17 protein-coding genes and 3 tRNA genes are annotated in these 21,468 nt (G+C 60.9%); 8 read left to right on the top strand and 12 right to left on the bottom strand.

From position 1 onward, the window contains the following. Positions 1–48: 48 nt before the first annotated feature. The gene (locus BW09_RS01630) at positions 49–780 is read right to left on the bottom strand and encodes an HAD-IA family hydrolase (protein ID WP_181161727.1); all 732 of its coding nucleotides are present in this window, start codon (positions 778–780) and stop codon (positions 49–51) included. A gap of 137 nt (positions 781–917) precedes the next feature. Between BW09_RS01630 and BW09_RS01635 the strand changes: the two genes are divergently transcribed. After that, positions 918–2,237 (top strand): triacylglycerol lipase, encoded by a 1,320-nt coding sequence (locus BW09_RS01635; protein WP_258184925.1) that lies wholly within the window; start codon positions 918–920, stop codon positions 2,235–2,237. 46 nt (positions 2,238–2,283) lie between these two features. On the opposite strand, the gene BW09_RS01640 is transcribed toward BW09_RS01635, so the two are convergent. The 3 genes from BW09_RS01640 to BW09_RS01650 all read right to left on the bottom strand — a co-directional run bounded on the left by BW09_RS01640 (position 2,284) and on the right by BW09_RS01650 (position 2,580). Beyond that, positions 2,284–2,356: transfer RNA gene (locus BW09_RS01640), tRNA-Val, on the bottom strand. A gap of 45 nt (positions 2,357–2,401) precedes the next feature. After that, positions 2,402–2,473, bottom strand: a tRNA-Val gene (locus BW09_RS01645). Between the two features lie 34 nt (positions 2,474–2,507). After that, positions 2,508–2,580 (bottom strand) — tRNA-Gly (locus BW09_RS01650). Positions 2,581–2,893: 313 nt separating this feature from the next. On the opposite strand from BW09_RS01650, the gene BW09_RS01655 reads away from it, so the two are divergent. The 7 genes from BW09_RS01655 (at position 2,894) to BW09_RS01685 (ending at position 11,079) form a co-directional block, all read left to right on the top strand. Then, positions 2,894–3,454, top strand: coding sequence for an NADPH-dependent FMN reductase (locus BW09_RS01655; RefSeq protein ID WP_044090691.1), 561 nt, complete (start codon positions 2,894–2,896; stop codon positions 3,452–3,454). A gap of 198 nt (positions 3,455–3,652) precedes the next feature. Beyond that, positions 3,653–4,267, top strand: coding sequence for a methylated-DNA--[protein]-cysteine S-methyltransferase (locus BW09_RS01660; RefSeq protein WP_375137534.1), 615 nt, complete (start codon positions 3,653–3,655; stop codon positions 4,265–4,267). 132 nt (positions 4,268–4,399) lie between these two features. Then, positions 4,400–6,070, top strand: coding sequence for an ABC transporter substrate-binding protein (locus tag BW09_RS01665; protein ID WP_140462826.1), 1,671 nt, complete (start codon positions 4,400–4,402; stop codon positions 6,068–6,070). A gap of 170 nt (positions 6,071–6,240) precedes the next feature. After that, positions 6,241–7,608 carry a DUF2974 domain-containing protein gene (locus BW09_RS01670; RefSeq protein WP_140462827.1) on the top strand — a complete coding sequence of 456 codons (1,368 nt, stop codon included), beginning with the start codon at positions 6,241–6,243 and terminating at the stop codon, positions 7,606–7,608. 163 nt (positions 7,609–7,771) lie between these two features. Next, complete coding sequence (locus tag BW09_RS01675; RefSeq protein WP_140462828.1) at positions 7,772–8,401, top strand: TetR/AcrR family transcriptional regulator; 630 nt, start codon at positions 7,772–7,774, stop codon at positions 8,399–8,401. A gap of 196 nt (positions 8,402–8,597) precedes the next feature. Further along, positions 8,598–10,052: an aspartate ammonia-lyase gene (locus tag BW09_RS01680; RefSeq protein WP_044089431.1), complete on the top strand. Its 1,455-nt coding sequence runs from the start codon at positions 8,598–8,600 to the stop codon at positions 10,050–10,052. 235 nt (positions 10,053–10,287) lie between these two features. Continuing rightward, complete coding sequence (locus BW09_RS01685) at positions 10,288–11,079, top strand: mechanosensitive ion channel family protein (protein WP_044089430.1); 792 nt, start codon at positions 10,288–10,290, stop codon at positions 11,077–11,079. Between the two features lie 91 nt (positions 11,080–11,170). On the opposite strand, the gene BW09_RS01690 is transcribed toward BW09_RS01685, so the two are convergent. The 8 genes from BW09_RS01690 to BW09_RS01730 form a co-directional block, all read right to left on the bottom strand. Further along, positions 11,171–12,244, bottom strand: a complete 1,074-nt coding sequence (locus BW09_RS01690) for a type II CAAX endopeptidase family protein (RefSeq protein ID WP_081886478.1) — start codon at positions 12,242–12,244, stop codon at positions 11,171–11,173. Between the two features lie 309 nt (positions 12,245–12,553). Then, positions 12,554–13,795, bottom strand: a complete 1,242-nt coding sequence (locus BW09_RS01695) for an ABC transporter ATP-binding protein (protein WP_258184926.1) — start codon at positions 13,793–13,795, stop codon at positions 12,554–12,556. Between the two features lie 6 nt (positions 13,796–13,801). Beyond that, a complete protein-coding gene (locus BW09_RS01700) occupies positions 13,802–14,704 on the bottom strand; it encodes an ABC transporter permease (protein ID WP_375137537.1) in 903 nt (300 codons plus the stop codon). Next, a complete protein-coding gene (locus BW09_RS01705) occupies positions 14,701–15,633 on the bottom strand; it encodes an ABC transporter permease subunit (RefSeq protein WP_140462829.1) in 933 nt (310 codons plus the stop codon). The genes BW09_RS01700 and BW09_RS01705 overlap by 4 nt, the downstream gene beginning before the upstream one ends. Before the next feature lie 50 nt (positions 15,634–15,683). After that, positions 15,684–16,850: an ABC transporter substrate-binding protein gene (locus BW09_RS01710; protein WP_044089401.1), complete on the bottom strand. Its 1,167-nt coding sequence runs from the start codon at positions 16,848–16,850 to the stop codon at positions 15,684–15,686. 1,646 nt (positions 16,851–18,496) lie between these two features. Further along, positions 18,497–18,829, bottom strand: coding sequence for a putative heavy metal-binding protein (locus BW09_RS01720; RefSeq protein ID WP_044089400.1), 333 nt, complete (start codon positions 18,827–18,829; stop codon positions 18,497–18,499). A gap of 129 nt (positions 18,830–18,958) precedes the next feature. Then, complete coding sequence (locus BW09_RS01725) at positions 18,959–20,155, bottom strand: D-alanine--D-alanine ligase family protein (protein ID WP_044089399.1); 1,197 nt, start codon at positions 20,153–20,155, stop codon at positions 18,959–18,961. Between the two features lie 157 nt (positions 20,156–20,312). Then, positions 20,313–21,314: an NAD(P)H-dependent glycerol-3-phosphate dehydrogenase gene (locus tag BW09_RS01730; RefSeq protein WP_140462830.1), complete on the bottom strand. Its 1,002-nt coding sequence runs from the start codon at positions 21,312–21,314 to the stop codon at positions 20,313–20,315. Positions 21,315–21,468 lie beyond the last annotated feature (154 nt).

Here is a 21,468-nt window from a genome sequence, read left to right on the forward strand (position 1 = left end):
AGCAACCGGCAAATCCATCGGCCATCTCCGCCAAGTGAGCGCTCCGCGTCAAGGAAGCAGTCTGACGCGCAAGGAGCCGGCATCAGTGAAACGGATGCCGTGCAGTCCGGCTGCGGTACCGGCCTCGGCGTTCCACGGCTTGTCGTCCACGAATGCCGTATGTGCGGGATCCACGCCAAAACGGGCGATGGCACGCCGGAAGATCTCCGGGTCGGGTTTGTGGATGCGCTCCGCACTGGAGACCACCACATCCTTCAGCAGGGTGAGTTCAGGGAACAGCTCGCGCGCCGCGTCCACGTATTTCACCGTGAAATTGGTCAGACCCCAGCAACGTACACCTGCGGCGTGCAGGTCGCGCAACAGTTCGGGCATGCCGGGCAGCATGCCGACCAACGCCAGTCGCTGCCGGGCGAAATACAGCCGGAATGCCTCATATGCAGCCTGATTCGCCGCAATGGGCGCAGCTTCCCCAGCAGCCACCGCATCGACAGTATCGGCAATATCAGCAATATCAGCCATATCGGCAGCATCAGCCATATCAGCCATCGAAGTGTCGACGAACCCGGCCACCCCATGGTGGGCGGCATAATCCGCGAGTACCCGCTCCTCGCTCCACCCCAAGTCGGACAATTCATCGTAATGCCAGAATCCATACGGGTCGTCATGGTCGAACAATCGATCGATCACCGGTTCCGGCACCTGTCCGGTCAGCGTCACGCGCGGCTCCCAGTCAACCAATACATCGCAGAAATCGAAAATCACATCGGAAAACGCAGCCATAGCCATCACCTTAGCCTGACACAGCCCAAAGCGGCATCCATCGCCCGTATCAAGCATCGGAATCACAACAACCGTCGCCCAGATTTGTAGCTAGCAGCCACCCTATCCGGCGGCGACGCGGACATATGATAGGGCATATGAATCCTCGCATTGCCGCATGCCGATTCGGCGTGATCATGCTTACGATATTCTGGTGGACGAGTCTGGCCGCAACCCTCCTGCTCGGCGCATCACTGTTCACGATACTCGCCGCAGACTGGCCAGCACCCTGGGCCGACGCATGGCCCACGTGGGCGGCCTCGGTGGCCGTGACGGTCATCGTCGAATCGCTGGTGTTCTGGATCGGCATCATCACCGTGTACGTCACATCCGTGCAGTTGGGGCTCAAGATCCGCGTAATCGGTATCCTCTGCGGATGGATTCCCGTAGCGAATCTCATCGCGCTGCATCTGATCATCCGCACAGTCGGCGACGAAGTGCGGTTCGAATCCGCCAAGGATCGACTCGACCGTTCACGCGCCGCCCAGCGCATCTGCGCCACGCGATACCCCGTACTGCTGGTACACGGCGTATTCTTCCGCGACACCAAAGTGCTGAATTATTGGGGACGCGTGCCCGCCGAACTGCAACGTAACGGAGCCGTCATCTATTACGGAGAGCACCAGTCGGCCGCTTCGGTGCCAGATTCGGCACATGAGCTGACCGAACGCATCCGCAGCATCGTCGAGACCACCGGATGCGGCAAGGTGAACGTCATCGCCCATTCCAAGGGCGGATTGGACATGCGTTACGCCATCGCCCGGTGCGGTGCCGCGCCATACGTGGCATCGCTGACCACCATCAACACCCCGCACCGCGGATGCGGGTTCGCGGATTACCTGTTGGAGAAGATTCCCCTCGCCGCCCAGAAACAGGTCGAATCGGCTTACAACGCCGCGGCGGCCCGGCTCGGTGATACGCAGCCGGATTTCATGGCCGCTGTGCATGATCTCACCCAAGCCGGCTGTGCCAGACTCAACGCCGAAATCGGCGATTGGAACGAACTCAACTGCGCTGCGGGCGCTGCCGCCAGCGTTGCTGTGGGAGGCATGGCAACCGGCACAGCCAACGGCACATCGAATGGCACATCAGGCAACACTGCTGGGGTCGCCGCCGCTGACCCGTTCGCGGGCATCGTATGCCAGAGCGTCGGCTCCAAACTGGCCCACGCCACCACCGGCAAGTTCCCGTTGAACTTCACCTATCCGCTGGTCAAGTGGTTCGACGGCCCGAATGATGGTCTGGTGGCCCAGCCCTCATTCCCATGGGGCGAACGGTTCACATGGCTGGAGCCGAATGGCACGCGCGGCATCTCGCACGCCGACATGATCGACCTCGACAGGGAGAACATCCCCGGGTTCGATGTGCGCGAATTCTATGTACAGATCGTGGCAGGGCTCAAGCAGCGCGGCCTGTAAAACCGGAAAACAAAAAAATCCCGCCAAACTGGCGGGATGCATCGGGTGGGCGATGTAGGAATCGAACCTACGACCCCTTCGGTGTGAACGAAGTGCGCTAGCCGCTGCGCCAATCGCCCGATTGGCATAAGAAAACCGGCAGCCGTCTGCCGGTCTCATGCGAGTGGGCGATACAAGATTCGAACTTGTGACCCCTTCCGTGTCAGGGAAGTGCGCTACCTCTGCGCCAACCGCCCGGGTCAGTTCATCAGGCTGAACCAGCCTTCAGAGAGCGGACAACGGGACTCGAACCCGCGGTCTCAACCTTGGCAAGGTTGCGCTTTACCAACTAAGCTATGTCCGCAATGCTGCTGTATGAAGCAACAGGTGAATAAGATACGCCATTTATCGGAAAAATGCACATTCCCGCGTGTCTCCGCATGATTCCGCGCTTTTCGCCGTTGCTCACATATGGCATCAGTCCACTTCTGCGCCTCCCGCACACCACGCTCGCACACGCATCCCGCACATGCCCTTCCCGCGCCTTCGCCCAGCGCGAAGGGATTGTCAGGCACGCGGGCGCACAATGGGGCATGGCAATAAAAAGTATCGAAACTGCATGGCTCCGACCGCCCAGCCGCGAGCATCCATGCAGCCCTACAGCCAAGGAGTACATCATGACCAAGCTTCTGTTCGTGGTCGGCAGCCTGCACAAGAACGGCTTCAACCACCAGCTCGCCGATGAGGCCAAGACCCTGATCGGCGACCGCGCCGAAGTCGAGTTCCTCGATTACACCGACGTCCCGTTCTTCGACCAGGACGTCGAGTTCCCGAACCCGCCGGCCGCCGTCGACGCCGCCCGCAAGGCCGTCGTCGAAGCCGATGGCGTGTGGATCTTCTCCCCCGAGTACAACTACAGCTACCCGGGCGTGCTGAAGAACCTGCTCGACTGGCTGTCCCGCCCGCTGGAGCCGTTCCCGGCGGAATCCGCTTCCGTGCTGGCCGGCAAGAAGGTCGCCATCTCCTCTGTAGCAGGCCAGTCCGCCGGCGCCGGCACCCGCGCGAAGCTCAACGAGGTGTTGGGCTTCAACAAGGCCGAGCTGCTGCCTGTGGACGAGCAGGCCGGATTCGCTCTGGCTCCTGAAGCCTGGGGCACCGGCAAGCTGGGTCTGACCGACGAAGACAAGGCCAAGCTCGCCGCCGAAGCCGACGCCTTCCTGAAGTTCGTCGAGGAGTAAGTCGATCGACGCATTCAGCCATGCACCTTTCTTCCTATGTGGATGCCCGTGCCGAATCATTCACGCATTCGGTACGGGCATCTGCCTTCAATGAGGTACATTAAGCCGCAACACCGTGAATCCACTACATTGAAGGCAGATAGCCCCAAATCTTCAAGCTAATGGCAGCATTCGGCGAGCGGACGGATAATGATGTCCATGAATGAACACGCACGACGCCCGATAGTGCGAGCCACGGTCGAAACACCGATTGGCCGCATGAGGATGGCCTCGGACGGCGAGACCCTGACCGAGCTATGCCTCGAAGATTGGTGGTGGGCCGCTTCCGGAGCGTCCCAAGGACTCGATGCCGACGACACCGACAATGACGACGACACCGACGTCGGTAATGCCGACACCAGCGACGCCGATTCCGGCACCGCTGAAGTGTTCCGCCAAACTCGGGAATGGCTCGAAGCCTATTTCGCAGGCGAACACCCGAAAATCGGCGCCGCACCCCTGCTCAACCCTCATGGCACGCCATTCCAGCATGAAGTATGGGATCTGGTGGCGGAAATCCCCTATGGGGAAACCGTGAGCTACGGCGAGCTCGCCGCGGAACTTGCGGAGCGGAGAGGCGGCGGCCGGATGGCCGCGCAGGCCGTGGGCGGTGCAGTGAAACGCAATCCCATCACCATCATCGTGCCATGCCACCGTGTAGTGGGAGCCAGGCGGCACTTCGGCGGCTATGGCGGCAGACTCGATATCAAGGCGGAACTGCTGGAACACGAAGGCGTGGATCTCAGCCGATTCGACCTGGACACCGCCGGATAATCACCCATAACCAACACCTATAGGCAAAGGCGTGTGTACCACCCTTCCGTCCTGTACTGTGGCACACAACGGTTCACGTTTGGGGGAATGTCAACCGTTGCATAACACAGGGGAAATAGAGAAGGGGAAATCATGGGATCACGCATCTCATCGACACGCAGGTTGGCCGCGCTGGCGCTCGCAGGCACTTTGGCGCTTTCGGGTTGCGGCGCGGCCGGCAGCGCAGGAGACAACGGCACGACGAGCAGCAACGGCGCGCCGCACTCGGGCGGCATATTGCGCATCGCAGAGCCGACCGAAATCCTCAACTGCATCGACCCGTCCCAAGCGGCATGGACGCCCACCCGATCGCTGGTGCGCCAATTCGCCGAGTCGTTGACCGACCAGGATCCCGAGACCGGCGAAATCAAGCCGTGGCTCGCATCCGACTGGACGGTGGGCAACGACGGCAAGACCTACACGTTCAATCTCAAGCATGGCATCACGTTCTCCAATGGCGAGCCGTTCAACGCCGATGCGGTGGTCGCGAACTTCAACGCGTTCCTCGATGAGGCGAACAGCGGCATAGGCCCCATCACCTACATCACCGGCCTGGAATCAGTCACCAAGGTGGATGATGACACGGTGACGTTCACCTTCAGCCAGCCCAACGCCGCCTTCCTGCAAGCCACATCCACCACCACGCTCGGTCTGCTGGCTCCGGAATCGCTCAAGCAGACCCCTCAGGAACGCTGCCACGGCAAGAACCTGTATGGCACCGGACCGTTCACGCTCACCCAATGGGATATCAGCAGCAAGACCACCCTGGCCCGCCGTGAGGGATATAACTCGCCTTCGCCGTTCGAGACGCGCAGTAAGGGCGACGCCTATCTGGAGGGCATCGAGGTCTCATACATCCCCGAGCAGTCCGTGCGCACCGGCAGCCTTGCCGGCGGCCAGATTGACGCCATCTGGCAGGCGGCGGAAGGGGAGATCTACGAAAACGAGGCCGCACAGATCAAGGCCGCAGGAGGCACTATCCAATCTCGAGCAATCCCCGGCACCTCGTACGACATCTATCCGAATGTGCGAGACGAAAGCCGTCCATTGTCCGACAAGGACGTCCGCGAAGCCGTCTCCCTGGCACTCGACCGCGCCGCCTACGCGCACACGGTGTACCGTCAGGATTATCCGGTGGTCAAAGGCATCCTGGGCTCGTCCACCCCAATGTTCCAAGCCACTCCCGATGCGATCAAGTATGACGTGGACAGGGCGAACGACCTACTTGACAAGGCGGGCTGGAAGCTGGGCGAGGACAGCTATCGGTACAAGGACGGCAGGAAACTGACACTTGTCCTGTTGGATTTCGTCAAGAACCCCGGACAGGATCTTCTGGTCGATCAGCTGCGTCAGGTGGGAGCCGACCTGCAGATCGAGATCAGCACATGGTCGGATTCGGTGAACAAGGAAAAGACCGGCGAATACGACCTGTCAATGCTTTGGAGCTATACGCGCAGCGACCCGTCCGCGATCGACAACCTGCTCAATGTCAAAGACGGGACCGGCAACAAGTACGCCCGCTGGAACATCGCCAACGCTGAGCAGCGCGCCAAACTGGATGCACTGTTCAGCGCGGGCATCAAGGAGCTCGACTCCGCCAAGCGCGAAAGCATCTACAAGGAACTCCAGCAGTATCTTGCCGACGAATACCTCCAGATCCCCATCTATGAGCGCGTGGGCGATCTGGCGCTTGGCGCGAACGTGCACGATGTGCGCTTCACTGCGGAATCATTCATCTCGCTCTACGGCACTTGGATTGATTGACCACCCCGCCACACAGGTCGTAATCCATCATTTCCGGCTGAAGTGATGAACAATGGCTCCCATGTGTTCGCCGTGGGAGCACCGTCGGAAAGCCGTCCGCCAGAGTCTCGTACAATCATGCCAAGAGCCGGGCCTTCCGAGCCCGGCTGTGCGCAGGGAGGGACGCGGCTATGGCGAACATCATTGACTATGCACGCGATGAGATGCGCCCGTTCGACGAGCTGCCGTTCAACGAGGTGGACGCGCTCATCCTGGCCACGCTGGTCTATGAGGACGTGGCCAACATCGGGCCCGCCCTGATGCTGGACGAAAACCAGCCACATGCCTCGGACAGTTCGTTCGCCGGCCGACTGCGGGCATTCGAGCCGGAGCATCCGCTGATTTGGTTCCGCAATCTCTGGCACCCGCCGCTGGAATCGGTAAGCCTCGCGGAAGCGAACGAGAAACTGCATCATTCGTTGTCATCCGGCGATGACGACAAGCCCCACGAACCGCAGGTGGTGGCGGTCATCGACCCCAGCCTGACGCATACGCTATTCCAGGTGTGCGCAGGCTCTCCGCGATTCCGCAACATTCGTCTGGGCGCTGTGGCCGAACACGTCAACCGCGGCGAACAGACGCAGTTCGCGGCCGCGACATTCCAATTGCCGGATGGCCCAAGCAGACGGCACCGCACACATAAAGGCACGCTGGTCATCTCTTTCCGAGGCACCGATGATTCATTCATCGGGTGGAAGGAGGATTTCAACATGTCCTTCCAATACCCCGTGCCGGCGCAACGCGCGGCGAGCGCCTACCTGGACACGGTGGCCCGACTCTGGCAGGGGCCCATCGTGCTGACCGGACACTCCAAGGGCGGCAATCTGGCGATCTATGCGGCGATGAACGCCACACAGAAGGTACAGCGCCGCATACGGCACATCTATTCTCTGGACGGCCCGGGGTTCCCCCGCGAGATTGTGAACAGTCCCGCGTATCTCGCCGTGCAGCCCAAGGTGACGAAGATCGTGCCCAGCTCCTCTATTGTGGGCATGATCTTCGAGACTCCGGAACCATGCCGTGTGGTGTCTTCGGATTCGGACGGCATCATGCAGCATTCCGCGTATACCTGGCGGGTCGACGGCGACCGGTTCGTCACTGAGCCCGATATCAGCACCGGTTCGCAGTGGTTCAACGAGCAGCTCAATCAATGGGTGACCGACCTGACGCCCGAACAGCGCGAACGTGCCGTGGACGCCTTGTTCCGAGTCCTGCATGCCAATGGCGCCACACGGCTAGGGGACCTGATGAGCCACCTTCCTGCGTCCATCCCCTCCATGCTGGGCGCATATGTGGGACTCACTCCCGAGGACCGGCGGCATCTGACGGAAGCCGTGGCCATTCTGCTCAGAGCGTCCACCACGAAAGCCAAGGGGAAGGCGGCGACCTCCCGTACCGCCGACGACAGTGACGCGGCCCCAGAATCCATATCGGAGGCCCATGCCGACGGAGGAACGGCCGCTGACGAGCCGCCATCGGCGTCGCCCAGCAGCAAGTAACCGGTCAGGAACGGCAAACGCCAAAACCACTATCCGCTCGGCATCAAATCGCCAGTTCAAATTGGTTACTCTGTATAATAAACTCACCAATAAGATAGTACGAACAGGGTGATCGGCATGACCGGACCGGTTCCGCCGATCACGTACGCGAAAGAGGGGCATCATGCCACGTCCACGCCTGAGTTCCGAAGTGCTTCCCGCCCGCGACCGTCTTGAGAACGCGTTCTGGGAGCTGCTCGCCAATCGCGACTACCGCAAGATCACCGTCACCGACATCGTGCGTGAGGCCGGCGTGAACCGCAATTCCTTCTACTACCATTTCGCCAGCCTGCATGAGCTGGCCGATGCCGCCATCATGCATCAGGTGGAATCCATACCAATCAATCAGCGCCCTGACCCGGACGGCGATCCCACAGACCAATGGAGGGAACGCATCACCTGGATCCTCTCCCACCCCGAGCAGCGCCGTCGTCTCGACCGGCTGGCGCTGATCGCAGGCCCGCATAGCACAGTCGAGCTCGCCGAATCCCTGCGTGATTTCACCCGTCTGCAGATCGTCAACATGCTGCAGAAGGACCCCACCGACCTTGATTTGAAAACCGACCTCATGGTCGACTTCTCGGTGGGAGGGCTGCTGTCCGTGCTGCATCGCTGGCCTGAGCTCAGCGACACCATCGAGCTCAGGGACCTGCTCAAGGAAGATGTGGCAGTCCTGGCCATGGGCATCTATCTGGCTATGAGCCGCGAGGACATGCTCACGTACTGGCGGCGCATCTTTACATCCCACATGTGACTTGTCCGTTGTCTCCTCGATCAGCACGAGGAGACAGACGTGCGAACAGCCCCGCAGAACCCGCCCACGGAATACCGCCACAGTGCGCGCCGCACAACAAACAGGCCGCAGCCGGCATGGGCATGAGAGGTTTCTCACAAGGCGCAATCGCCGACAATGCTGGCGTTTCAACGTCCGACACGGAAAGATGGTGATTATGAGCGAACAGACCGCATTCCCGCATGGCACCCAAACGACCACACGTGTGGAGCATGACTGCATCGGCACATTGGAGGTCCCCAGCGATGTCTACTGGGGCATCCACACCCAGCGCGCCATCAGCAATTTTCCGGTCTCCGGCATCACGGATGGCCAGCACCCGGAGCTGATTCGCGCCTATGCTACCGTCAAGCGCGCATGCGCCATCGCGAACGAGGAGCTCGGCCTCATCGACCACGATAAGGCCGAAGCCATCCGCCAGGCATGCCATGAGATCGAACTCGGCAAACTGGCCGACCAGTTCCCGGTGGATGTGATGCAGGGCGGTGCCGGCACGTCCGCCAACATGAACATGAACGAGGTCATCGCCAACCGGGCGCTGGAGATCGCCGGCCACCAACGCGGCGATTACGCCTATATCCACCCCAATGACGACGTCAACGAATCCCAATCCACCAACGACACCTATCCGGCGGCATGCAAGCTCGCGCTCATCGACGCGATAGGGCCGCTGGCCGAAGCCACGAAGAAACTGGCCAAGGCCTTCCATGATCTGGCGGACAAGCACATCAACGACGTGACCATCGGCCGTACGCAGCTTCAGGATGCCGTGCCGATGACCTACGGCCAGGAATTCCATGCCTTCGCCACCCTGCTGAAGTCCGATCTGGCGGCCTTCGACCGCGTAGTGCCCCTGCTCGCGCAGTTGAACCTCGGCGCCACCGCCATCGGCACCGGTATCTGCGCCGACCTGCGGTTCCGTCAATCCGCCACCACGCATCTGGCCAACATCACCGGCCTTCCCATTACCGCGGCACCCGATCCGGTGGCCGCCATGACCGATATGGGCGCCTATGTGGCCACATCAGCCGCCGTGAAGAGCCTTGCCGTGCACCTGAAGAAGGCCGCCGACGACCTGCGACTGCTGAACTCCGGCCCCCGCTGCGGATTCAACGACCTCAACGTACCGGCCCGTCAGGCCGGCTCGTCAATCATGCCGGCCAAGGTGAACCCGGTGATTCCCGAATGCGTGAACCAGTGCTGCTTCTCCATCTTCGGCATGGATGTGACCGTGAACTGGGCCGTGGCTGAAGGCCAGCTGCAGCTCAACGCCTTCGACCCGCTGATGGTGCATGAGCTGCTCACCGGTATGAAGCTGCTCACCAACGCCATGACCATCTTCCGCACCAACTGCGTGGAGGGCATCGAAATCCATACGGAAATCGGCCGCGACTATGCGCAATCCTCGCCATCCATCGCCGCCGCGCTCAACCATTACATCGGATACGAGAAGGCCGCGGACATAGCGGCCGAAGCCGTACGCACCGGCCGCACGGTCCGCGAGGTGGCCGGCGAGCGCACCGATCTGCCTGCGGAGCAGCTCGACGAGATCCTCGATCCGATCCGCCTGTCCCGAGGTCTGGGACAGACCTGCCGCGAGCATCAGCAATGACATGATTGTCGACACGACAGTCGCGCCGGCGGTTGTGTCGACAATCATGCAGACGGCGTCACACCGCCGATCATCGGGTTTCCGGTGCGTTCACCTGAGCCGCTCCATTACCGGGCCAACGAACCGGACCACCGCATCTGACCAACGCACCGGCAACTTCCAGCGCGTTTCCCGCAGTCTCCACAGCTTCCCCCAATAAGCCCGATACAGTGGCAGTATGACAAACAACGTGACTATGAGCGGCATTGAACAATGGTTCCAGATGAATATGGGCCGACTGATCTGGCTGGTATTGATGACGGTGCTGGCGTTGGTCGCCGACCGTATATTGAGCCGGCTTCTGAGGAAAGCTCTTGACAAATCCCAGATTCCCAGCGCATCGATCTTCATCAATCTCGCACGTGTGCTGATATGGGTGGCCGCCATCGCCATGGTGCTGCAACCGGTGTTCGGCATCAATCCGACCACGCTGGTCACCGCTCTTGGCGTCGGCGGCGTCGCCCTCTCTCTTGGTCTGAAGGATACGATTGCCAATGTGATCGGTGGATTCGGGCTGATGCTCGGCCGCGTCATCCAACCGGGCGACCTGGTCACCGTGCAAGGCGTGACCGGCACCGTGCATGACATCACATGGCGTCACACTACGGTGCGCACACGTGGCGGCGACTTCATGATCATCCCTAATTCGGTATTGAATACAGCGGCTCTGACCAAGCTCAGCCCTGTGAGCGAAAGCATGATCACGCTGGAGTTCACCGCCAAGGCATCCTGCGACCCGGATGAGGTGAGCCGCGACATCCTCGCCCGCGTCACCGCCGCAACCGCCGACCTTGAGTTGGAATCACAATCGCCGCTCGTGAAGTTTACCGGATTCTCGCCATACGGCAGAACAGGTCAGGTACTGCTGTTCGCACGCCCGGGCGTGCTGTTGTCCACCATCCGCGACAAGGCTGCGCGCGCTATTGCGGAGGGAGACCCTCACTATTTGGTGGAGAACGGCGGTTCATCCTACAACGCGCAGGAATGACAGCGTTCAGCAGAGATCCGAAAACGATTGTGGGCGATGCCGAAGTCCGGCATCGCCCACAATCGTCATTACGGCATCACCGCGATCTCAGTCATTGCAATAGCATCCAGAAGGTCAGCGCCAGCGTCAGCAGCACATAGACGATGACGCCGGGGTTCGCGTAGGCAGTACGAATCTTGAGACCGGCCGGCAATTCCTCGGGCGCGGTATAGAACTCCCAACGGTTGCGCCAGCGCACCAGCAGCACGATTCCCGCGACGCACAAGGCGAGCATCGCCAAGTAATACAGAGACACAACAGCGAGGCCATTGAGCTGCCCGCTGGCTGCCATGCGCGCTATTTCGCTTTCACTCAACGTACCGTTCAGGATCCTCGGATCAATCAGGCGTATCACCGCAGGCCCGACTACTCCACCGAGGAGATTGATGGACATGTGCATGACGATGACATACCACAGGCGTGAGGTGCGCGTGTAGACATATCCGAGGATGAGTCCCAGACCGAAGGCATAGAAGAATTGGTATATGTTCAGGTGGAACAGGGCGAATGCCAAGGCGGAGAACACGATGGCGGTTTTCTCACCGTATCGGCGCAGACGGGAGATGATCTCCTTGCGGAAGATCCACTCCTCGAATATCGGTGCGAACACACCAGCGAACAACGCGACAGCCCATACATCGCCTCCAACCAGCAGTTGCTGGACACGGTCGCTTGCCTGCCCTTGGGAAACGACCGCAGCCATCAGCTGTCCGATGAGATTGCCGGCTACCATCACCGGCACGCACATGATCAGCAGCTGAGCGAACTCGCCGCCCTTCAACGTGTATTGACGCGTCTTGACGGCGGGCACCAACGTGAAGATCAGCATGCTCAACGGTATGGCGATCAGATACATGGGGCCGGAAGAGGTCAGCAATGACATCCATGTCGGCTGATTGCCTCCGAAGAATTGATGCGCAGCCCCGCTCGCCAGAATATTGCCTCCGATCCACAACGCGATCATGACGGCAAGCGCGGCGCCGATCAGCGTGAATCGTCGATAGGCGACGAACCACCAATCCCTCGAGGGCTGCTGGAGTGCGGGCATCGGCTGAGGTTGCTGTGCGCTCGATGACGCATCAGGCTGCGGCGCATCATTGGACGGCGACGGATTGGACTGTGTCATATTGGACTGTGTCATATTGGGCTGTGCCATATCGGGCTGTATCACAGGTTGCGATGGCTGAGCGTTGTCCTGCTGCTGCGGAGCTTCCGGAGCGGACGGCGTTGTCTCGTTCATGTGCATTCCCCCATCATCATTGGTCTGACAGCACCGATTGTGTATGCCTGTCATGTTCCAGAATACGGTACCGATGCCAGATGCATACTCATCCCTCAGGGTGATTCCAGAGCGCGTCGAAACTGAAACAAACGGGGGGATAGCGCATAATCGCACGATCCCCCGGTGGGAACAATACGGACGTCAGAGGAACGCTCAGCAGGCCAGTGCCGCCACAGGTCGAGGCGTCACGACGACCTCGTCGCCGGCGGCCAGACCAGCGGGCAACTCGTTGGCGGGCAGCTGCACGGTGACCTTGAGCTGTTCGCCCTTGTTCCAGCGCTGGAATTCACCGGAGGTGATCACCGTGTCCACACGCACCAGCGAGCCGAGGAAGTGGATCACTTCGACACGGGCGTGCTCGCCGATGTTGGAATCATGCTGTCCGGGCAGGCTCAGTGCAAGGTTCTCCGGACGCACCAACACGGCGACCGCATCTCCGGCGGTGGAACCTGCCAGCAGCGGCATGCGCTGGCCGAACACCACGGCCTCCTCGCCATTGGAGGCACCAGGCAGACGGTTCGTCAGACCGATGAAGGTGGCCACGTATTCGGTGGCCGGACGCTGGTACAGGTCCTGCGGGGCGGCGATCTGCTCGATCTTGCCCTTGTTCATCACACCGATGCGGTCGGCGACGGCGAGTGCCTCCTCCTGGTCGTGGGTCACGAACACGGTGGTGGTGCCGGTGCTCAGCTGGATGCGGCGGATTTGGTCGCGAAGCTGCACACGGACCTTGGCGTCCAATGCGGAAAGCGGCTCGTCGAGCAGGAGCACGCGCGGCTTGACGGCCAACGCACGCGCCAAGGCCACACGCTGCTGCTGGCCACCGGACATCTGCTGGGTGTACTTCTTGGCCTGATCGGCAAGACCTACCAGGTCAAGCTGCTCCATGGCGATCTTGCGACGCTCTTCCTTGCTGACGCCACGCACTTCAAGACCGAATTCCACGTTCTCGAGGGCGGTCATATGCGGGAAGAGAGAGTAGGCCTGGAACACCATGGCCATCTCACGCTTGTTGACCGGCACACCGGTCACATCCTGACCGCCGACCATGATACGGCCACCCTGAATGTCTTCGAGGCCAGCCAGGGAACGCAGTGCCGTGGACTTGCCACAGCCTGAGCCGCCGAGCAGTACGACCATTTCGCCGGGCTTGATGTCCAGGTTGAAATCGTCGAGGGCACGCTTGGTGGAGCCCGGGTAAATCTTGACGACATCCTGCATCTGGATGGAGCCACCGCCTCGCTTGGCGGAATCCTTGAGCAGGGCCTTGGCTGCCTTGGTCACATCCTTGCCGCGCACGCCTTCGAGGGTGGCGGTGGGATCGTTCTTGAACGCCTCCTCCTCGGCTGCCGGGGAGACCGGCGCGGAGGTGGCGGTTGTGCTGTCGAGAGTCATGATGGATTACTTACCTTCCCTTGTCTTGCGCATCGCATCGGAGATCAGGTCGAGCGCAACAAGCAGCACCACGCCGAACAGCAGAGCAAGCAGCGACATGGCGGTGGAGATCTGAGAATTGGACTGGCCGAGCTGGTACAGCGCGACCTGCAGGTTCATACGGCCGAGCAGCGAGGCGACGGTGTATTCGCCCAGCACCACGGCGATGGAGATGAACGATGCGGACAGAATCGACTGCCACAGGTTCGGGATGATCACACGGAAGAACACCTTCGGCCAGGATGCGCCGAGCGAACGCGAAGCCTCAACCAGCGTCTTGACGTCGATGGAGTTGAGCCCCACGGCGATGGCGCGGAAGGCGAACGGCATGACCAGAATAACGTAGGCGAAGCACAGCCAGATCGGGTTGGTGCTCAATACGTCGGCGGACAGCCAACGATAGATCGGGCCCAGGCCCACCACGAGCACGATGGCCGGAATGGTCAGCGGCAGCGTCGCCACCCATTCAATCGCGCGTTCCAGAGCCTTGGAGCGAATATGCACGATGACCATGGTCGGCACCATCAGCAGCAGCATGATCACCACGGTGACCGCGCACAGGGCGAGCGAGGTGCCGATGCCTTGCCACAGAACCGTCAGATCTGCTCCAAGCGATTCGCCGTTGCCGGTGAAAATCGCAATCCACGGAGCGGCGGACCAGCGACCGGACAGCGGGTGGCGCAGCGTGAAGACCAGCATGGCGATCAGCGGTACGAACAGGAACGCCAGCGTGATGAACAGAATCACGAATTTGATGATGCTTTGCTTGCGGATGCGAGCTGCGCGCAGCTGCGGCGGCTTGGTACCGGTTTCGCCGGCCTTGGCGGACTTGGCGGTCTTGGCGGCTACGGTAGAGGAGGTTTCATTCACTGCCAACGTCCGGCCCTCTTTTCCACAGCGTGGCTCAGCAGCATTACGATGGCCACGACGATGATCATTGCAAACGCCAGCACTTGAGCGAAGCCCTGCTGGTTCGGATCCATCTCATTGCGCATGGCGCCCTGGATCATCAGCGGAACCAGAATCGAACGCTGGGAGAACAGAGCGGCTGCGGTGGCATATGCGGAGAACGCGGACGCGAACAGCAGCAGGAACGCGGAGATGAAGCGAGGCGCCAGAATCGGCAGTGCCACACGCGTCCAGTACTGGAATGTGTTGCCGCCCAAGGATTCGCACGCCTCACGCCACTGCGGGCGGATCGAATCGACCGCCGGCAGGAAGATGATGATCATCAGCGGAATCTGGAAGTAGCAGTACACGGTCACGAGGCCGGGCAGCGAGCTCAGCCAGTTCGGGTTCACGGTGAAACCGGTCAGGGTCTTGATGAGCATGGTGCCGATACCGTTGATGCCGATGGTGGCGATGAACGCGAAGGCGAGCATCACGCCACCGAACTGGGCGAGCACGGAGGAGATGGCGGAAACCAGTCGACGCATCAAACCGTTCGGCTTGGCTCCGATGACCAGCGCGTATGAGGCGAGGCCACCGACCACGGCGCCGATCACCGAGGACGCGATGGACACGAGGATGGAGGTGACGAACGCGGACAGCGTGTTGGGCTCGAACAGCTTGTTGAAGTTGGCGAGCGTGAATCCACCGTCACGGGTCTGGAACGCACCGATCACCACGATCACGGTCGGCGCGAGCAGGAAGCACGCGGTGTAGGCGAAGAACGGCAGGGTGACGGCGAAAGTGCCGAGTTCCTGACGATGGCGCGCCAGCGTGGAAGAGCTGGAGTTAGCGGACGGACCCGCCACCTTGGCGGCGGCAGGTCCGTTCTGTGCGATTGCAGCAGTCATAGGTGATTACCTTGAATTACCTTTGATTGGCTTGAGCGTGGGCGTCCGGCTCAGTTGCCGATCGTCTTGTCCCAGTTGTTCTGGAGCCACTCGGTGATGCGGGTGGCGTCATCGTTGGTGTAGGAGACCGGCTTGCCCTCGATGGTGATGGCGTCCTTCAGGGTGTCCTGATCCACGGTGCCGTCTTCCTTCATGGAGGAGAGCAGGACCGGGTTGGCACCACCCTTGAACCACAGGTTCTGGGCTTCGGCGGAGTACAGGTACTCCTCCCAGAGGCGGGCGGCGGCCGGGTGCGGGGCGTCCACGTTGATGGCCTGGTTGTAGTAGCTGACGACCTGGGCCTTCGGGAAGGTCTTGTACTCCCAGTTCACGCCCTTGGACTTCAGTTCCTTCTTGTAGGAGGCCTGGTTGTAGGTCCAGTCCATGACCACACCGGTCTGGCCGGAGTCGATGGTGCCGTTGGTCACGTCAACGGTGGTCAGGTTGCCGGCGTCCTTGAGCTTCTTGAAGAAGTCGAGGCCGGGCTGCAGGTTGTTGATGTCGCCGCCAGCCAGCTGGTTGATCATCAGGTAGCCGTTGAAGGCGGCGCCAGCCTCGGCGGGCTTGCCGTTGAGGGCCACGGTGCCGGCGAACTTCGGGTCGAGCAGGTCCTCGAGCTTGGAGATGTCGCCGTACTTGTCCTTGTTCCAGCCGATGGACATGATGCCGGTGTAGTCGGCGTAGTAGGCGCCGTTGGCGTCCTTGTTCTCATCCGGGATCTTGTCCCAGGCCTGCACCTTGTACGGGGCGAAGGCATCGGTGGAGGTGGCGGCGATCTGCTGGCCGACATCGAAGACGTCCGGAGCGGCGTCGGTGCCCTTGTTGGTCTTGGCGGCGTCCAGCTCTTCCTTGGAGGAAGCGTTCGGGTTGAGCTCGGTGACCTTGATCTTCGGGTACTTCTTCTTGAAGGTCTCGATGACCTCGCCGTAGTTGGACCAGTCGTGAGGCAGAGCGATGACGTTCAGGGCGCCTTCCTCTTCGGCGGCCTTGACGAGGTCGTCCATAGTGCCGAAGTCGGCAAGGGAGGTGGCCTTGGCGGACTTCTCGTTGACCTTCACGGACTTGCCGGTGGAAGCGGAGTCAGAGCTGTTGGAGGCGGTCGACGAGCCGCAGGCGGCCATCGAGAACGCCAGCACGGCGGCGATGGCGCCAGCCGCAATCTTACGCAGGTTCTTCATGATGTTCCTTTTTCTCAACGCACATCCAGATCCGGTCAGCGGGGCCGAACCCTGGGAGTCGGGGCATCGATTCGCGCTGTATTCGCGCGGCCCATAATTCCAAGGCAAGAAGGTATGAGGCTTATCTGTCCCGACACTGGCGTGAAAGTGAACGGTGTTCGCCGTTTGCGGTACGGATGCTGAATAAAAGGAAACTACAAGTGAATTAGTGACGCTCGACGATGATGCGTCAATATTGCTGGGTATTACAGCGACTCTCTCTACAACTCTCTCTGGTATCCGGCTCTCCTGCGTCAGAAACTCGTTGATTATGCTGTGCCTTCTTGTCGAAGCGTTGCCGCGAAGCAGACAACAGAGCTGCTTGCAGGCAACGCGCGACGACAGGCAAACCAACGGGCCGCGCGCATAGCGTGTCCGTCATTACAGGACGAGCTGGCACGTGAAGAGGGTCTGAGAGTCAGTCATTCGTCAACGGACTTCTGGTCACTTCTGATCACAGGTCACTATCGAGGCAAAACCTCTAGCCAAGCGAGAAACAACCCCACCAATCATCCCTCAGCGAAGCAAAACCTCGGACCAACCGGGACTACACCCCACTCACAGCCCGCCAGCGAGGCAAAACCTTGGGCCAATCAAGAAATAACCCCGCCAATCATCCCCAAGCGAAGCAAAACCTCGGCCGCGTCAAGGAAACACCCCTCCTACCGCCCACCAGCGAGGCATATACTCGGCTCTACCTGTAATTCACCCCGCTCACAACCCGCCAGCGGAGCAAAACCTCTAGCCAACCGAGAAACAACCCCACCAATCATCCCCAAGCGAAGCAAAACCTCGGATTGACCGATGACCCACCTCACTCACAGCCCGTCAGCGGAGCAAAACCTCGGACCAACCCATAATCCGCCCCGCTCACCGCCTCTCAGCGAAGCAAATCCACGACTCCACCAAGGAAACACCCCGCTCACAGCCTGCCAGCGAAGCAAAACCTCGGGCCAATCACACATCCGCCCCGCTCATGGCTCGTCAGCGGGGCAGAACCTTGGGCCGGCAGAGAAAAAGCTCCGCCAGCCATCCCTCAGCGGAGCAAAACCTCGACCCAGCCGACATTCCACCCCACTCACAGCCCGTCAGCGAAGCAAAACCTTAAGCCGACCGGCATCCCGCCTCACCCGCAACACGCCAGCGAGGCAAATCCTCGGGCCAACCGGGACCACACCCCGCTCACAGCCCGCCAGCGAAGCAAAACCACGGACCGACAGAGAAAAAGCTCCGCCAGTCACCCCTCAGCGAAGCAAAACCTCGGCCGTGTAAAGGAAACACCCCGCTCACAGCCCACTCACAACCCGTCAGCGGGGCAGAAACCCACCACGACCGAGGTTTTGCCCCGGCAAGGCTTGTCCCCAGACAGGTCGCCCGACGGACCGCCTCAGTCGCCACGGCTCGTGCGCATCATGCAATGGCAAGCAAACCGAATACGAGCCACCACGACAAAGCCCCACACAGTGTCTCGACGGGGTGGGACTTAGCGGATCGCCGGAGAATTGCCTACGAATGCCGCAACAAGCCTCGGCGGGACTTAGCGACTCCCCGGAGAATCACCGACGGATGCCGCGGCGAATCCAGACAGACTGTCGCGGACTGCCGCTTCACCCCCTGCGCGAGAGCTGCACAGCGGTGCCGGAAGCGGTGACCATCAACATGGAGCCGTCCGTACCAAGCACCTCGTAATCGACATCCACACCGACCACCGCATGCGCACCCAACGCCTCAGCACGCTGCTGCATCTCCGCAATCGCCTCGTTGCGGGCGTTGGTCAACTCCTCCTCATAACCCTGACTACGTCCACCGAACATGTTGCGGAATCCCGCGCCGATGTCCTTGAACATGTTCACGCCGGCAACCACCTCGCCGAACACAATGCCTTGGTAATTGGTGATGACATATCCGTCCACGGACGGCGTGGTAGTGACCAGAATCATAGTCAGACTCCTTTGATTTGGCATTCGGTGTAACGTGACCATCCCATCAGCAGTCCATCAGCAATCCAACTGCGCAGATAATCCGACGATCAGACAACGACGAGGACAGGCCACGGGGATTGGCAAGGACTACCGCAGCACGCCTTCGATGAGGCGGGTGATGAGCTCGGTGTAGTTCACACCGGTGGCCTCCCAGGCCTTGGGATACATGGAGATCGGCGTGAAACCAGGCATCGTGTTGATCTCGTTGACCATCACCGTGCCGTCGGCCGTCACGAACGTGTCCACACGGCTCAGACCGGCACCGTCCACGGCCTTGAAGGCGCGGCGGGCCACATCGCGCACATCCTCAAGCACGCTGACCGGCAGGTTGGCGGGCACCTCGACATGGCTTGCGGAGGCATCCATGTACTTGGAGTCGAAATCGTAGAACTGGTCATCGTCCTGATGATCAAGCACGATCTCGCCCGGCCAGCTGGCCTCCGGCTCCTCGCCGGCCTTCGGGCACAGCACCGCACATTCGACCTCGCGGCCGTCGATTCCCTGTTCGATCAGCACCTTCCAGTCATGCTCACCGGCCGTGGCGACGGCTGCGGCCAAGAGGTCCTGCTGCGTCTCGGAGTCCTCCGCCTGCTCGACCTTGGTCACGCCGAAGCTGGAGCCAGCGCGGGAGGGCTTGACGAACAGCGGGTACGCGAGATCCGCGGCCTCGACCTGGGCGAGCACATCCGCCGCAGTGAAATTGCGCGCATCCACCATGATGCCGGGCGCGGTGGGGATGCCGGCGGCGTTGAGCACGATCTTGGTGTAGTGCTTATCCATGCAGGCCGCCGAAGCGAACACGCCGCAACCCACATACGGCACACCCATCATCTCCAGCAGGCCTTGCACCGTGCCGTCTTCGCCATAGGGACCGTGCAGCACCGGCAATACCGCATCCACATGGCCGAGCGAAGTCAGCACATGATGCTCCTCAGGATCATTCAGACTGACGAAACCGGTGCCGAAGCCGGCGTCGCCACTTTGCGCACCACTCAGATGCTCCGGTTCGCCTGCGAAGAAACCATCCTTGCCACGAGACGGGTCAATCAGCACCGGGCGGGATTCCGACGTGACCTTCACGGTCGGCAGCTCACCGCCGTCAAGCGCCCAACCGCGTGGATCCTCACCGTTGACGATCCACGTGCCGTCCTTGGTGATGCCGACCGGAATCGGTTCAAAACGTTCAGTGTCCAATGCATTGAGCACTCCGGCCGTGGAGATGCATGAAATCGAATGCTCGTCTGCACGTCCGCCGTAGAGAACCACAATACGCTTCTTGGCCATAACCATCCTTTGCAATACCGCCGCGGCTTTCAGCATGCGCAACCGCCTCGGCAGTCGAATCAAACCTGTGGATGCCATGCAGCCGGAACCCGACCGCCGTCGAAGCCTTGCCGACGGCAACCGGAATCCGCCCTAACGGCATCAACCTATAGGTAGCCTACTCGGCCGTGACCTCACTACCAAACAATCCGGCCAGCATTTCAGCGCAAGAAATGCCTTCGTTGAGCACGCGGCTCATCTGATACGCCAACGGGGTCGGCACACCCAGCTGCTTGCCCAACGCCACCACGGCATCGGTGGTAGGTACGCCTTCGGCCACACCATTGCTCACCTTGGTGGCCTCCTCCACGCTCAGGCCTTTGCCGAGGTTCGAGCCGAACGTGTAATTGCGGGAAAGGGGCGAACCACAGGTGGCAATCAGATCACCCACACCGGCGAGACCGGCGAAGGTCTTCGGATCGGCGCCTGCGGCCGCGCCCAACGCGGTCAGCTCGGCAAGGCCACGGGTCTCGATCATGGCGGCCGTGTTCTCGCCGTATCCGGCACCGCGCGCCATACCCACGGCGAGCGCAGTCACATTCTTCAGGCTGCCGCACATCTCCAGACCGATCACATCAGTGGTGACGAATGGCTTGAAATAAGCCGTGGTGCAGGCTTCAGCGACCTTGCGCGCATTCTCGATATCCGCGCAACCCACCACGGTGGCGGCAGGGTTGCGCAATGCGATCTCCTTGGACAGGTTCGGGCCGGAAATGGCGGCGAACCGTTCTGCAGGCAGATCGAGTGTCTCACGCACCACTTCATCCATGCGCTTGTTGGTGTTGCGTTCGATGCCCTTCATCAGGCTGACCACAATGGCGTCCTCGGGAATCAGATTCTTGAACTCGGCGAGCGCCACACGCGCGAACTGCGCGGCGATGGCCACCACCACGATGTCGGCGTCCTTCACGGCCTCGGCACGATCGCCGGTCGCGGTCATGTTGTCCGGCAGCTGCTCCACGACAGGCAGACGAACCGCGTTGCGGTGGTGGTCGCGGATGCCCTCCACGATCTCCGGTTCGATCGCCCACATGGTCACGGCGTTGCCAGCATCGGCCAGAACCTGGCCGAAGGTGGTACCCCATGCTCCTGCACCTAGTACGGTTATATTTTTACCCATGATGTTCTTACTCCTTCGTCTGTCGCATGGGGTGCTATATTCCTACCCTCACTCGGCTATCGCCTCGCTCAGGCGTCGCCTATAGACAGTCCACCGGACTGTCTACCTAACGGCTCCGCCCCATGCTCCTGCACCAAGTACGGTTACTTTTTTA

Source organism: Bifidobacterium sp. UTCIF-1 (assembly GCF_006408915.1).
In the GTDB taxonomy this organism is placed as follows: domain Bacteria; phylum Actinomycetota; class Actinomycetes; order Actinomycetales; family Bifidobacteriaceae; genus Bifidobacterium; species Bifidobacterium reuteri.

Coding starts and splice junctions, on each gene's coding strand:
- BW09_RS01660 (WP_375137534.1), top strand. CDS start 3,653: ATGAATGAACACGCACGACGCCCGATAGTGCGAGCCACGGTCGAAACA.
- BW09_RS01710 (WP_044089401.1), bottom strand. CDS start 16,850: ATGAAGAACCTGCGTAAGATTGCGGCTGGCGCCATCGCCGCCGTGCTG.
- BW09_RS01675 (WP_140462828.1), top strand. CDS start 7,772: ATGCCACGTCCACGCCTGAGTTCCGAAGTGCTTCCCGCCCGCGACCGT.
- BW09_RS01630 (WP_181161727.1), bottom strand. CDS start 780: ATGGCTGCGTTTTCCGATGTGATTTTCGATTTCTGCGATGTATTGGTT.
- BW09_RS01670 (WP_140462827.1), top strand. CDS start 6,241: ATGGCGAACATCATTGACTATGCACGCGATGAGATGCGCCCGTTCGAC.
- BW09_RS01690 (WP_081886478.1), bottom strand. CDS start 12,244: ATGACACAGTCCAATCCGTCGCCGTCCAATGATGCGCCGCAGCCTGAT.
- BW09_RS01695 (WP_258184926.1), bottom strand. CDS start 13,795: ATGACTCTCGACAGCACAACCGCCACCTCCGCGCCGGTCTCCCCGGCA.
- BW09_RS01655 (WP_044090691.1), top strand. CDS start 2,894: ATGACCAAGCTTCTGTTCGTGGTCGGCAGCCTGCACAAGAACGGCTTC.
- BW09_RS01730 (WP_140462830.1), bottom strand. CDS start 21,314: ATGGGTAAAAATATAACCGTACTAGGTGCAGGAGCATGGGGTACCACC.
- BW09_RS01680 (WP_044089431.1), top strand. CDS start 8,598: ATGAGCGAACAGACCGCATTCCCGCATGGCACCCAAACGACCACACGT.
- BW09_RS01705 (WP_140462829.1), bottom strand. CDS start 15,633: ATGACTGCTGCAATCGCACAGAACGGACCTGCCGCCGCCAAGGTGGCG.
- BW09_RS01725 (WP_044089399.1), bottom strand. CDS start 20,155: ATGGCCAAGAAGCGTATTGTGGTTCTCTACGGCGGACGTGCAGACGAG.
- BW09_RS01635 (WP_258184925.1), top strand. CDS start 918: ATGAATCCTCGCATTGCCGCATGCCGATTCGGCGTGATCATGCTTACG.
- BW09_RS01665 (WP_140462826.1), top strand. CDS start 4,400: ATGGGATCACGCATCTCATCGACACGCAGGTTGGCCGCGCTGGCGCTC.
- BW09_RS01720 (WP_044089400.1), bottom strand. CDS start 18,829: ATGATTCTGGTCACTACCACGCCGTCCGTGGACGGATATGTCATCACC.
- BW09_RS01685 (WP_044089430.1), top strand. CDS start 10,288: ATGAGCGGCATTGAACAATGGTTCCAGATGAATATGGGCCGACTGATC.